Genomic DNA, 13228 nt, shown 5'->3' on the forward strand with positions numbered 1-13228 from the left:
GACACGACTCTCCTTCCACTTCCCCTTGAGCTCCATGTCACGCGCGCGGCACCACCGCGGAGCGACCGCCGGCACGGCGGCGGTCCGGGGTTCTCTCGACCCTGAGGCTCAGCCGCCCCGTTCCTCGTCGGCATCGCGCACCAGCGTCGGGCGGGCCGGGGCCGGCGCCGGAGCCACCGGGTCGCTGGAGAGCCGTGCGAACAGCAGATGGTCCTGCCACACGCCGTTGATGCAGAGATATTCCCGGCCATAGCCCTCGCGGCGGAAGCCGACCCGCTGCAGCAGTCGGATCGAGGGCTGGTTGCTCGGCAGGCAGGCGGCCTCGATGCGCCGCAGGCCCAGCGTGCCATGCGCATAGGGAAGAAGTGCGCGCACCGCCGCCGTCATATGGCCCTTGCCGGCGAAGGGCGCGCCCATCCAGTAGCCGAGATTGGCCGTCTGGGTGACGCCGCGCCGGACATTCGACAGCGACAATCCGCCAAGCAGCACCCGGTCGGCGGCCCGCAGCACGAGGAACGGATAGGCGTTGTCTTCCTTCAGGTCGCGGGCATAGCGGCGCATGCGGCGGCGAAAGGCGCCGCGCGTCAGGTCGTGCGCCGGCCACAGCGGCTCCCAGGGGGCGAGGAAGCTGCGGCTTTCCTCCCGCAGCGTCGCCCAGGCAGCGTAGTCCGACATTTGCGGCACGCGCAGGATGACGCCTTCGCCCTCGATCAGCGAGGGCGGTTCCGGCCAGGAAACGCTGCGGAACAGAGCCATGGGTCGACGGGCATACTCAGCCTGAGGGATTCAGGCCGACCCCAGACGTTCGGCGAAGCGGGCCGCGGTTTCAAGAGGCTTCTGCGGTCCCAGCGCCGCGAAAGTCGGCCGGGTGCCCGCTTTGCCGCCGGCAAGCAGCCGCCGCCCGGCCGCACGGGCGTCCTCCAGCGTCACCGCCTCCACCTTGGCAACGATCTCCTCCAGCGGAATCGGCCGGCCGAAGGCCAGCATCTGGCGGGCGAGCTGGTCCGCCCGCGCGCCGGAGCTCTCCAGCGCCGCCAGCAGCCCGACCTTGGCCTGCGCCTTGGAGCGGGCGAGCTCGGCCTCGGTAAGGGTCTCCACCGTCTCGCCGATCTCATCGACGACGACGTTCACCAGTTCGCCGAGATCGCCGGCATCGGTGCCGGCATAGACGCCGAACAGCCCGGTGTCGCCATAGCTCCAGTGGAAGGCATAGACCGCGTAGCAGAGCCCCCGCTTTTCCCGCACCTCCTGAAACAGCCGCGACGACATGCCGCCGCCGAGGATGTTGGTGAACACCTGCAGCGCGTGGATGCCGGGATCGCGATAGGACAGGCCCTCGAGGCCGACCAGCACATGCGCCTGCTCGAGATCGCGCCCGCCGCCGATCTCGACGCCGCCCTGATAGGCGGCCGCCACCGGGGCCGGCTTGTCGCCCACCGGCAGGCCGGCGAGGCGACGGCCGGCCTCCTCGACAAGACGGTCATGGTCGATCGCCCCGGCACCGGCGACGATCATCCGGCCGGTGCGGTAGTTGCGGTCGAGGTAGCTGCGCAGCGCCTCTGGGCCGAACGACTTCACGCTCGCCGGCGTGCCGAGAATGGAGCGGCCCACCGGCTGGCCGGGGAAGGCGCGCTCCTGGAACAGGTCGAACACCAGGTCGTCCGGCGTGTCGAGCGCGGCGCCGATCTCCTGGATGATGACGTTGTGCTCGCGCACCAGCTCCTCGGGGTCGAAGGCCGGCTCGGTGAGGATGTCGGAGAGCACGTCGATGGCGAGCGGCATGTCCTCGCCGAGCACCCGCGCATTGTAGGAGGTGTGCTCGACGCTGGTGGCGGCGTTGATGTCGCCGCCGACCGCCTCGATCTCCTCGGCGATGGCGCGGGCCGAGCGCCGGCGCGTGCCCTTGAACGCCATGTGCTCGAGCAGATGCGAGATGCCGTGCTCGCCGGTCGCCTCGTCGCGCGAGCCGGCGCCGGTCCAGATGCCGAGTGAGGCGGTGGCGAGGTGCCCCATGGCGTCGCTGATGACGGTGACGCCGTTCTCCAGCGTGGTGATGCGCGGCTCGTTCATGTCGATGTCACTCATATCGCGTCGGTCGCGATGCGCGCATGCGCCTGGATGTAGCCGCGGATCGCCGCGATGTCGTTCGGCAGCGTCGGCGTGCGCTCGGGGCGGTCGAGAAGGTCGGCGAGATGCGGCGGCAGCGCCGGGCGCTCGCCGCAGGCCTTCTCCACCGCATCGGGGAACTTGGCCGGATGCGCGGTGGACAGCACCACCTGCGGCACCTTCGGCTCATGCTTCAGCTTCTCGGCCACCGTCACCGCGACGGCGGTATGCGGGTCGAGGAGATAGCCGGTCTCGGCCCGCACCCGGGCGATGGTGGCGGCGGTCTCCTGCTCGTCGGCGCGGCCGGCGTCGAATTCGGCGCGGATGGCGGCGAGCGCCTCGTTGGACGGCGAGAAGGCGCCGGACTGCGCCAGCGACGCCATCAGCCCGCGCAACGCCCCGGCGTCGCGGTCATGGGCATCGAACAGCAGCCGCTCGAAATTCGACGACACCTCGATGTCCATCGATGGCGAGGAGGACGGCACCACCCCCGTCGCCTCGTAGCGGCCGGTGGCCAGCGTGCGGGCGAGGATGTCGTTCACATTGGTGGCGATGGCGAGCCGCGCCACGGTGAGGCCCATGCGCTTGGCGACATAGCCGGCGAGGATGTCGCCGAAATTGCCGGTCGGCACCACGAAGGACACCGGGCGATAGGGTGCCCCGAGCGCCACCCCCGCATAGAAGTAGTACACCACCTGCGCGACGATCCGCGCCCAGTTGATCGAGTTCACCCCCGCCAGCGCCATGCGGTCGCGGAAGGCGTGGTCGTTGAACAGCGCCTTCACATGGGCCTGGCAGTCGTCGAAGGTGCCCTCGATGGCGATGGCGTGGACATTGGCGTCCGGCACCGTGGTCATCTGCCGGCGCTGCACCTCGGAGACGCGCCCGGCCGGATAGAGGATGAACACATCCGTCCGCGCCCGGCCGCGGAACGCCTCGATCGCCGCCGAGCCGGTGTCGCCGGAGGTGGCGCCGACGATGGTCGCGCGCGAATCCCGCTCGGCCAGCACATGGTCCATCATGCGGCCGAGCAGCTGCATGGCGACGTCCTTGAACGCCAGCGTCGGGCCGTGGAACAGCTCCAGCACGAATCGGTTCGGCGCGATCTGGGTGAGCGGCGTCGTCGCGGCATGGCGGAAGCCCGCATAGGCCTCCTCCAGCATCGGCGCCAGCACGGCGGGCGCGAAGGCGGCGTCGACGAAGGGCGCGATCACCCGGCCCGCCACCTCGGCATAGGAATGGCCGGCGAGCCGGGCGATGTCGGCGGGGGCGAGCGCGGGATAGGCCTCGGGAACGTAGAGCCCGCCGTCGCGGGCGAGCCCGGCCAGCAGCGCGTCGGAAAAGGCGAGCGCCGGCGCCTCGCCGCGTGTCGAGATGTAGCGCAACCTCGCGCCTCCAATGGAACCGATCGGGGCAGACTGGGCCCCGGAAAGCGCCGCAACCTAGTGGCGGCGCGCCCGCGAGGCAAGCGCGTCGCGACGGGCGCGCGCCGCGGCACATGCGCCGCGGGCGCAGGTCGCGGGGCAGAGGCCGCGCGGCCCGCCCGTCGCCGGCTCAGTCGCGGCGCCGGCGCCGCCACAGCACCGCCGCTCCCACCCCGGCGAGCGAGGCGGCGAGGCCGAACCAGGTCAGCGCATACTCAAAATGCCGGTTGGGAAAGGCGATGCGCGTCAGGCCGCCCTGCGGCCAGCCGCCGGGATTGGCGGCGGCGTCGGCATCGATCAGGAACGGCGCCACCCGCAGCAATCCCTTGGCGTCGCCGATGGCGAAAGGGTCGCGCACATACCAGGCATCCCTGGCCGGGTCGTTCGGCGGGGTGAACAGCCCGCCCTCCTCCGGCAACCGGATCAGCCCGGTGACCGTGACCACCCCGTCGACCTGGCCTTCGGCCCGGCCGGCCGGATCCTTCAGCCGCATCGGCACGAAGCCGCGATTGACCAGGATTGCCGCCCCCTCGGCGGTGACCAGCGGCGTGATCACCCAATAGCCCGGTCCGCCACCGCCGTCCGGCGTCTGGTCGGCGAGCGTATAGACCTGCACCTCTAGATCGTGGCGGAAGCGGCCGGTGGCATGGACCCGGCGATACTCGTCATTCTCGTAGTCGACCTTGTCCCAGTCCTGCTCCTCGGGCACCGGCACCGCCGTCTCATGGATGCGGGCCTCGACCGTGGCGATCAGTTCCTGTTTCCAGGCCAGCCGCTCCAGCTGCCAGACACCGAGCGACACTAGCATTGCAAAGGCGAGGAGGCTGGCGGCCAGGCCGATGAGGCGGCCACGCTTCATCGGGCGGCGGACCGCAGGCACGGAATCGTTCACGCGTCACCCTTGTCGAGCCGGCCCTGCTCCGCCTTCTTGGCGTATTGCAGCGCGATCAGCGTCGCCTTTAGCGGGCGCAGCAGGCCGAGCGTCGAGACCAGCACCAGCGGCGTCCACAGCAGCGCATGCACCCAGAGCGGCGGCGACCAGGAGAGCTCGACCCAGAGGGCGAGGCCGACCACCAGCGAGCCGGCGGCGAGGATGATGAACACCACCGGCCCGTCGCCGGAATCGTCGAAGCTGTAGTCGAGCCCGCATTGGGTGCAGGAAGGGGCGACGGTGAGGAAGCCGGAGAACAGCTTGCCGCGGCCGCAGCGCGGGCAGCGGCAGCTCAGGCCGGCGGCATAGGGCGAGGTGCCGGTATGGAAGGGCTGCAGGTCCATCATCGTCTCTCCGTCGCCGCCCCGCCGGCCGCGCGACCGGCCATCCGCCTGTGTCGCACGTCGCCCGGCGGCTGTCTCGCGCCTTCCGGCGGCTTTCTGCCACCTGCAAACGCAAACGGGGCGGCCCCCGCCGCCCCGCCAAAGCCCTGCGGTGAACCGCTCAGTGTGCGGCGATGGTGCCGGCGCCCCAAACATAGATGAAGGTGAACAGGAACAGCCAGACCACGTCGACGAAGTGCCAGTACCAGGCCGCCGCCTCGAAGCCGAAATGCGCGGTCGGGGTGAAGTGGCCGGCATAGAGCCGCCCGAGGCAGACAGCGAGGAAGATCGTGCCGACGATGACGTGGAAGCCGTGGAAGCCGGTCGCCATGAAGAAGGTGGCGCCGTAGATGTTGCCGGAGAAGGCGAAGCTGGCGTGGGCGTATTCATAGGCCTGGAGGCTGGAGAACAGCACGCCGAGCGCCACCGTGCACCACAGGCCCCATTTCGCGCTCTGGCGGTCGCCATGGACCAGCGCATGGTGCGCCCAGGTCAGCGTGGTGCCGGAGGTCAGCAGGATCAGCGTGTTGAGCAGCGGCAGGTGCCAGGGATCGAAGGTCTCGATGCCCTGCGGCGGCCAGTGGCCGCCGGTGAATTCGGCGCGGGTATAGTTGATCGCCTCGCCGGCATAGATCGAGGCGTCGAAGAACGCCCAGAACCACGCGACGAAGAACATCACCTCGGAGGCGATGAACAGGATCATGCCGTAGCGCAGATGCAGCTGCACCACGCGGGTGTGGTAGTGCTGCTGGCCTTCGCGGATGACGTCCCGCCACCACACGCCCATGGTGTAGACGACGCCGAGCATGCCCACGATCATCACCAGCGAGGTGAGCTGGCCATGCATCCAGAACACCGCGCCCACCGCCAGGATGAAGGCGAAGACGGAAACCACGAACGGCCACGGGCTCGGATCGACGAGGTGGTAGTCGTGTTGCTTGGCGTGGGCCTCGGCCATGGGTCGCGCTCTCCGTTCCGTCTTATTCCTAGCGGTCCGACTTTGCGGCCGCAATGTGTCGTTCTGCCTCTAGGTCACGCCCCGGCTGCGGCGTATCCGCCCGCCGCGCCGGCGCCGGAACCGGCCCCGCAGAAGCTGTACCGCTTCGGCAAAACCGGCTCCACGTCTCGAACCCTAGGGCACTTTCCCATCCACCGCCGTGTCCGCGATGGATGGGAAAACGCCTTAGAGCGGGGACTTGCTCTCTTCGCCCGGCTTCGGCGGCGCCACGGCCACCGGCTCCGCGAGCTTGGCCTTGGCGAAGAAGGTGTAGGAAAGGGTGATGGTCTTCACGCCGGTCGCGTCCGGGTCGTCGGCCAGCGCCGGATCGACGAAGAACACCACCGGCATGTCCAGCACCTCGCCCGGCTGCAAAGTCTGGTCGGTGAAGCAGAAGCACTGCATCTTGGCGAAGTGGTAGCCGGCCTGCGCCGGGGTCACGTTGTAGCTCGCCGTCGCCGTCACCGGCTTGGCGCCGATATTCTCGACCTTGTAGTAGGCCAGCTTGGTCTCGCCCAGCTTCACCGTCACCGCGCGCTGCTCGGGGAGGAATCGCCAGGGCAGGCCCGGCGCGACATTGGCGTCGAAGCGGATCTCGATCTCGCGATCGGAGGTGGTGGCCGGGGCGCTGGCCGCGACCTGGGTGGTGCCGCCGAAGCCGGTCACCTGGCAGAAAAGCTGGTAGAGCGGCACCGAGGCATAGGCCGCGCCGACCATGACGGCGACGAAGGCGAGGCATCCCGCCGCCACCAGGCCATGCCGGCGGGGGGTGGACGGGCTTCCGGCGCCGGCAGGCTCCCGGCGGGGTGTCTCGCTGGCGCTCATCTTCGCCTCACAGCGGCCGGATCAGCACGGCGGGGCCGAGCTTCACGATGGTGACGACATAGAACAGCACGCACAGCGCGCCGAGCACGACCGCGATGGCGACGGAACGCGAGCGGCGGCGGCGGCGCTGTTCCTCGCTGAGCACCACGCCATCCACCGGCGCCTCGGCGGGCTCGCGCCGGCCCTCGGCGTCCGGCAGCGCATCGCGCCGGCTGCTGTCCTGCGGCGCACCGTCTCGCTCGGTCATGGTCAGGCTCCCTTGCGCCATCGGCTCAGCTCCCGAGCCCGGAAAGCCAGGACGGCACATGCAGCGCCTCGACGAGCAGCACCGCGAAGAGCGTGAACAGATAGAGGATGGAGAAGCCGAACAGCTGCTTGCAGGCCTTGGTGGCCGCCGCGCCCTCGCGGAGGCGGTAGACCTTCATGGCAAGCGCCAGCATCATCGCCCCGGTGATGCCGGAAACTACGCCATAGGCGAGGCCGGCCATGCCGAGGAAATAGGGCGACATCGCCAGCGGCACCAGCAGCAGCGTGTAGAGCAGGATCTGCCGGCGCGTCTCGTCCGGGCCGGAGACCACCGGCAGCATCGGCACGCCGGCACGGGCGTAGTCGTCGGCCTTGTAGAGCGACAGCGCCCAGAAATGCGGCGGCGTCCAGAAGAAGATGATGAGAAACAGCAGCACGCTCTCGAGGCCGATGCCTCCCGAGGCGGCGGCCCAGCCGACCATGGGCGGGAAGGCGCCGGCGGCGCCGCCGATCACGATGTTCTGCGGCGTCGAGCGCTTCAGCCACATGGTGTAGATCACCACGTAGAAGAAGATGGTGAAGGCCAGCAGCGCCGCCGCCAGTTCGTTGACCAGGAGGCCGAGCACCAGCACCGAGCCGACCGACAGCGTCATGCCGAAGGCCAGCGCCTCGCCGGGGGTGACGCGGCCGGCGGGGATCGGCCGGCGCTTGGTCCGGCTCATCACCGCGTCGATATCGGCGTCCCACCACATGTTGAGCGCGCCGGAGGCGCCGGCGCCGATGGCGATGCACAGCAGCGCGGTGAAGGCGATCACCGGGTGCACCTCGCCCGGCGCCCGCAATATGCCGACCAGCGCCGTGAACACCACGAGCGACATCACCCGCGGCTTCAGCAGCGCCAGATAATCGGACACCGAGGCATAGGAAGGCCCGTCGAGCGGGCGCTCCTCGGCGGTGATGGCATAATCGCGGGATGCGACGTCGGTCATTTGGTCACTCCAGCGCTGCACGTGGCGGCGCCTGCGGCTTCACTGCGCCGCCACGCGGGCGGCGCTTCCTGCACGTGTCGGGCGGCGCGCCACGGGGGGCGCCGTCCGGATCCGCGTCCGCTCACTTGATGCGCGGCAAAACGTCGAAGTGATGGAAGGGCGGCGGCGAGGGCAGCGTCCATTCCAGCGTCGTCGCGCCTTCGCCCCACGGATTGGCACCGGCCGGCACCTTGGCGGCGAACATGCGGTAGATGCCGTACAGGAACACCAGCACCGCGAAGCCCGAAATATACGAGCCGATCGAGGAGACGAAGTTCCAGCCGGCGAAGGCGTCGGGATAGTCGGCATAGCGGCGGGGCATGCCGGCGAGGCCGAGGAAGTGCTGCGGGAAGAACACCAGGTTCACGCCGACGAAGGTCAGCCAGAAATGCAGCTTGCCGATGGTCTCGGAGTACATGTAGCCGAACATCTTCGGCGCCCAGTAGTACCAGCCGGCGAAGATGGCGAACACCGCGCCCAGCGACAGCACGTAGTGGAAGTGGGCCACCACGTAATAGGTGTCGTGCAGCGAGCGGTCGATGCCGGCATTGGACAGCACCACGCCGGTCACGCCGCCGACGGTGAACAGGAAGATGAAGCCGAAGGCCCACAGCATCGGGGTGCGGAAGGAGAGCGAGCCGCCCCACATGGTAGCGATCCAGGAGAAGATCTTCACCCCCGTCGGCACCGCGATGATCATCGTCGCCGCCACGAAATAGGCCTGGGTCGAGGAGGACAGGCCGACCGTATACATGTGGTGCGCCCACACCACGAAGCCGACCACGCCGATGGCGACCATGGCATAGGCCATGCCGAGATAGCCGAACACCGGCTTCTTCGAGAAGGTGGCGACGATGTGCGAGATGATGCCGAAGCCCGGCAGGATCAGGATGTACACTTCGGGGTGGCCGAAGAACCAGAACAGGTGCTGGAACAGGATCGGGTCGCCGCCGCCGGCCGGGTCGAAGAAGGTGGTGCCGAAATTGCGGTCGGTGAGCAGCATGGTGATGGCGCCGGCCAGCACCGGCAGCGACAGCAGCAGCAGGAAGGCGGTCACCAGCTGCGACCAGGCGAAGAGCGGCATCTTGTGCAGCGTCATGCCCGGGGCGCGCATGTTCAGGATGGTGGTGATCAGGTTGATCGCGCCGAGCACCGAGGAAGCGCCGGCGATATGCAGCGACAGGATCAGGAGGTCCATCGCCGGGCCGGGATGGCCGAGCTTGGAGGAGAGCGGCGGATAGATGGTCCAGCCGCCGCCGAAGCCGGTCGAGCCGGCGGCGCCCTCGACGAACAGCGACAGGATCGCCAGCGCGAAGGCCGGGGGCAGCAGCCAGAAGGCGACGTTGTTGATGCGCGGGAAGGCGGTGTCGGGCGCGCCGATCATCAGCGGCACGAAATAATTGCCATAGCCGCCGATCATCGCCGGCATCACCATGAAGAAGATCATGATGAGGCCGTGGCCGGTGGTGAACACGTTGAAGGTCTGCGGATCGGAGAAGATCTGCATCCCCGGCTCCTGCAGCTCCATGCGGATGCCGATGGAGAGCGCGCCGCCGACGATCCCCGCCACGATGGCGAAGATCAGGTACATCAGGCCGATGTCCTTGTTGTTGGTCGAATAGACCCAGCGCTTCCAACCCGTCGGGTCGCCCGAGTGCGCGTGGTGACCTTGCGCGTGACCGGCTGCATACGTCGCCATAGATCCGTCCCTCACTCGCGCGTTTGCACGCGCTTCTTAAATCCCTCAACCCGACTTGCCGGAACCGGTTTTGCCGGAGCCGGCCTTTTCGGGGCCCAGCCCGCCAGGGCCCGGCTTGCGGACCCGGCGTCCGCCACCGGTCAGCGGGCCGCCGGCAGCTGCGCGTTCTCGTTGGCGGCGACGCGGGCCGGAGCCTCGCCCGCCGCGAATTTCTGCTTGGCCTCTTCCACCCAGGTGGCGAAGTCCGCCTCGCTCACCACCCGTATGGCGAGCGGCATGAAGGCGTGGTCCTTGCCGCAGAGCTCGGAGCACTGGCCATAATACACCCCTTCCTTGCTCGCCTGGAACCAACTCTCGTTCAGGCGGCCCGGCAGGGCGTCGATCTTCACGCCGAAGGACGGCACCGCGAAGGAATGGATCACGTCGGCGGAGGTGACCTGGATGCGCACGATCTTGTTCACCGGCACCACCACCTCGTTGTCCACCGCGAGCAGGCGCGGCTGGCCGGGCTGGAGGTCGGCTTCCTGCACCATCATGCTGTCGAAGCCGAACGGGCCGTTGTCGGGATATTCGTAGGACCAGTACCACTGGTGGCCGGTCACCTTCACCGTCAGCTCCGCCTTGGGCAGGTCGAGCTGCAGGAACAGCAGGCGGAAGGAGGGAATGGCGATCGCCACCAGGATCAGCACCGGCACCACTGTCCACAGCACCTCGATGAGGGTGTTGTGGGTGGTGCGCGAGGGCACCGGGTTGGCTTTCTCGTTGAACTTGAACGCCACAACCGCCATCAGCACCGCCACCAGCAGCACCACCGCGACGATGATGACCAGCAGGAAGAAGTGGAAGGAGTGGATGCTTTCCATCACCGGGCTGGCCGCGCCCTGCAGGTTGATCTGCCAAGGGGAAGGCTGGCCGGTGCCGGCGAAGGCCGCGCCGGCGAAACCCAGCACGCCGGCGGCGGCGCCGACGAAGCCTGCGCCGGCGCGCAAGGCGGGGCTGATCCAGTTATGGCTGGTCCAATTACCGATCGTCCGCCCATTCATCGCGATCGTCACTCCCCTCGACGTCCAGTCCTTCCCGGCGAGGCGCCTGCAAGGCAGGGCCGGCCGGTCACATTTGATCTTCATCAAACACAAAATAACCCACCGGGCAACGAAACAACCGCCTCTGCCTCTGCGACAAGACGTCGGGTGCCTGGAACGGTTCTACCCCCGAAGCGAGGCCGCCACAGGCCGCTGAAAGCAACGTGAAGGCGGGAATTCGGGCAAGAGACCGGGAAGCCGGCGCCGCATTCTTGACATCGCGCGGGAGCGCTGTAACCCCCTTTCCCCGAGCGGGGGTCCGATCGGGACCCGGGGAGGGCAGCGATCGTCGTCACGGCGATTCGCCCTTTTTTCACCGCCCGTTATTATCGTCGCTCCGGGTTTCGCCCGAACGACCAATCCTTATGGGAGACAAGGCCCATGCGCGGCTTCCCGGCCCTCCACCCTGCCATACTGGCGGTGCTTCTTCTCGTCGGCTTCGCCGGCGGTGCGGCGCATGCCCAGGGCGTCGTGCGCTCGGTGCACGGCGAATGGCAGATCCGCTGCGACACGCCGCCCGGCGCCCAGTCCGAGCAGTGCGTGCTGCTGCAGAGCGTGCAGGCCGACGACCGGCCGAATGTCGGCCTCACCGTCATCGTGCTGAAGACCGCCGACGGCCAGAGCCGCCTGCTACGCGTGCTTGCCCCGCTCGGCGTGCTGCTGCCCTCCGGCCTCGGCCTGAAGATCGACCAGACCGATGTCGGCCGCGCCGGCTTCGTACGCTGCGTGCCGAATGGCTGCGTCGCCGAAGTGGTGCTGGACGACAAGCTGACCCAGCAGCTGCGCACCGGGCAGAACGCCACCTTCATCGTGTTCCAGACCCCGGAAGAGGGAATCGGCATCCCGCTCAGCCTCAAGGGGTTCGGCGAAGGATACGACGCCCTGCCGTGACGGGGGCGCAGATGGCTCCCGCCGGCTCGGCTTCCCGGCTCACCGCTCCCCGCCTCGTCATCTTCGACATGGACGACGTGCTGCTGCATTACGATGTGGCGGCGCGCCAGCGGGCGATCGCCGAGCTGGCGGGCCTCGGCCTCGACGATGTCGCCCGGCTGATCTGGGAGGACGGCATCGAGGACGCGGCCGATGCCGGACGCCTGGATGCCGACGCCTATCTCGCGGCCATCTCGGCGGCGTTGCGCGTGCCGTTCGGGCGGCCGGAATGGACGCGCACCCGTGGCCTCGCCATGACGCTGTTCCCAGAGTCGGTGGCGCTGGCGCGGCGTGTGGCCCAGCGCACCCCCATCGCGCTGCTCACCAATAACGGGCACATCATGAAGGAGCATTTCGACCTTCTGGTGCCCGGCCTGCGCGAGGTGTTCGGCCCGGCCATGCATGTCGCCGCCGAGTTCAACACCAAGAAGCCGGATCCGGCGATCTATCGCCGCCTCGCCGCGCTCTATGGCGCCGCGCCGCAGGAAGCGGTGATGATCGACGACAAGCAGGTGAACATAGACGGAGCCCGCGCCGCCGGCCTGCACGCGCATCGCTTCACCGATGCCGCCGGCCTGGAAGGGTTTCTCGCCGGTCTCTCTCTTATATAGAGTGCGTCCCTCGCGAGGAGCGCACCATGCCCGAACTGCCGGAAGTCGAAACCGTCCGCCGTGGCCTAGCCCCGGTGATGGAGGGCGCGCGGCTCGTCGAGGCGGTGGCGCATAGGCCGGATCTGCGCTGGCCACTGCCGGAGCGCTTCGCCGAACGGCTCGCCGGCCGGCGGGTCGCCGGGCTCGGGCGGCGGGCGAAATATCTCGTCGCCGACCTCGAAGCGGAGAACGGCCATCCCGCCGAGGTGCTGGTCATGCATCTCGGCATGTCCGGCTCCTTCCGCATCGAGGCGCCGGCGACGGAGCCCCGGCTCCCCGGCGCCTTCGCCCTCCCCCGCTCCAAGGCGGCGGCGCATGATCATGTCGAGCTCGGCTTCGAGGGCGGCACTCGGATCGTCTACAACGACCCTCGCCGCTTCGGGGCGATGCTGCTGGTGCCGCGCGCCGGGCTGGAGGAGCACCCGCTGTTCCGCTCGCTCGGGCCCGAGCCGCTCGGCAACGCCTTCGACGCCGCGGCGCTGGCCGCCGCCTGCGCCGGCCGCCGCTCGCCGATCAAGGCGGTGCTGCTCGACCAGAGCGTGGTGGCCGGGCTGGGCAACATCTATGTCTGCGAGGCGCTGCACCGGGCAGGAATCGCTCCGGAACGCCCGGCGGCAAGCCTGGTCGATCTCACCGGACATCCGGACGGCGAGATCGCTCCCATCATACACCCCACCCTCCTGATCGAGCGCCTGGTGGCGGCGATCCGCGAGGTGCTGGAGGAAGCGATCCGGGCCGGCGGCTCGACCCTGCGCGATCACGCGCAAGTTGATGGCACGCTTGGTTATTTCCAGCATTCCTTCCGCGCCTATGGCCGCGCCGGCGAGGCTTGCCTCACCCCCGGCTGCGGAGGCGAGATCGAGCGGCTCGTACAGTCCGGGCGCTCCACGTTCCATTGCAGGACCTGCCAGAAATAAGGATTACGTG

General features: G+C 68.9%; 14 protein-coding genes. 3 read left to right on the plus strand and 11 right to left on the minus strand.

Annotated elements, in window-relative coordinates:
* Positions 1–108: 108 nt before the first annotated feature.
* The 11 genes from J2X65_RS10710 to coxB form a co-directional block, all read right to left on the minus strand.
* A complete protein-coding gene (locus J2X65_RS10710; RefSeq protein WP_310200897.1) occupies positions 109–756 on the minus strand; it encodes a GNAT family protein in 648 nt (215 codons plus the stop codon).
* Positions 757–786: 30 nt separating this feature from the next.
* A complete protein-coding gene (locus tag J2X65_RS10715; protein WP_310200898.1) occupies positions 787–2085 on the minus strand; it encodes a pitrilysin family protein in 1299 nt (432 codons plus the stop codon).
* Entirely contained in the window at positions 2082–3491 is a 1410-nt protein-coding gene (gene thrC / locus J2X65_RS10720) for a threonine synthase (RefSeq protein ID WP_310200899.1), read from the minus strand. Before thrC ends, J2X65_RS10715 begins: the two co-directional genes overlap by 4 nt.
* A gap of 169 nt (positions 3492–3660) precedes the next feature.
* On the minus strand, positions 3661–4422 hold the full coding sequence (locus J2X65_RS10725; RefSeq protein WP_310200900.1) for an SURF1 family protein: 762 nt from the start codon (positions 4420–4422) through the stop codon (positions 3661–3663).
* Entirely contained in the window at positions 4419–4805 is a 387-nt protein-coding gene (locus tag J2X65_RS10730; protein ID WP_310201062.1) for a DUF983 domain-containing protein, read from the minus strand. Before J2X65_RS10730 ends, J2X65_RS10725 begins: the two co-directional genes overlap by 4 nt.
* A gap of 160 nt (positions 4806–4965) precedes the next feature.
* Positions 4966–5802, minus strand: a complete 837-nt coding sequence (locus J2X65_RS10735) for a cytochrome c oxidase subunit 3 (protein WP_310200901.1) — start codon at positions 5800–5802, stop codon at positions 4966–4968.
* A gap of 225 nt (positions 5803–6027) precedes the next feature.
* Positions 6028–6666: a cytochrome c oxidase assembly protein gene (locus J2X65_RS10740; protein ID WP_310200902.1), complete on the minus strand. Its 639-nt coding sequence runs from the start codon at positions 6664–6666 to the stop codon at positions 6028–6030.
* A gap of 7 nt (positions 6667–6673) precedes the next feature.
* Positions 6674–6913, minus strand: coding sequence for a hypothetical protein (locus J2X65_RS10745; RefSeq protein ID WP_310201066.1), 240 nt, complete (start codon positions 6911–6913; stop codon positions 6674–6676).
* A gap of 25 nt (positions 6914–6938) precedes the next feature.
* Positions 6939–7901 (minus strand): heme o synthase, encoded by a 963-nt coding sequence (locus tag J2X65_RS10750; protein WP_310200903.1) that lies wholly within the window; start codon positions 7899–7901, stop codon positions 6939–6941.
* A gap of 121 nt (positions 7902–8022) precedes the next feature.
* The gene (ctaD, locus tag J2X65_RS10755; RefSeq protein WP_310200904.1) at positions 8023–9639 is read right to left on the minus strand and encodes a cytochrome c oxidase subunit I; all 1617 of its coding nucleotides are present in this window, start codon (positions 9637–9639) and stop codon (positions 8023–8025) included.
* Positions 9640–9779: 140 nt separating this feature from the next.
* Positions 9780–10682, minus strand: a complete 903-nt coding sequence (gene coxB, locus J2X65_RS10760) for a cytochrome c oxidase subunit II (protein WP_310200905.1) — start codon at positions 10680–10682, stop codon at positions 9780–9782.
* A gap of 420 nt (positions 10683–11102) precedes the next feature.
* On the opposite strand from coxB, the gene J2X65_RS10765 reads away from it, so the two are divergent.
* From J2X65_RS10765 to mutM, 3 genes are read left to right on the plus strand one after another with little or no spacing between them, the layout of a single operon-like run.
* The gene (locus J2X65_RS10765) at positions 11103–11612 is read left to right on the plus strand and encodes an invasion associated locus B family protein (protein ID WP_310200906.1); all 510 of its coding nucleotides are present in this window, start codon (positions 11103–11105) and stop codon (positions 11610–11612) included.
* A gap of 11 nt (positions 11613–11623) precedes the next feature.
* Positions 11624–12262 carry an HAD family phosphatase gene (locus tag J2X65_RS10770; RefSeq protein ID WP_310200907.1) on the plus strand — a complete coding sequence of 213 codons (639 nt, stop codon included), beginning with the start codon at positions 11624–11626 and terminating at the stop codon, positions 12260–12262.
* Positions 12263–12288: 26 nt separating this feature from the next.
* Positions 12289–13218 carry a bifunctional DNA-formamidopyrimidine glycosylase/DNA-(apurinic or apyrimidinic site) lyase gene (gene mutM, locus J2X65_RS10775; protein WP_310200908.1) on the plus strand — a complete coding sequence of 310 codons (930 nt, stop codon included), beginning with the start codon at positions 12289–12291 and terminating at the stop codon, positions 13216–13218.
* The last annotated feature ends 10 nt before the right edge of the window (positions 13219–13228 follow it).

It is taken from the genome of Ancylobacter sp. 3268 (genome assembly GCF_031456575.1).
In the GTDB taxonomy this organism is placed as follows: domain Bacteria; phylum Pseudomonadota; class Alphaproteobacteria; order Rhizobiales; family Xanthobacteraceae; genus Ancylobacter.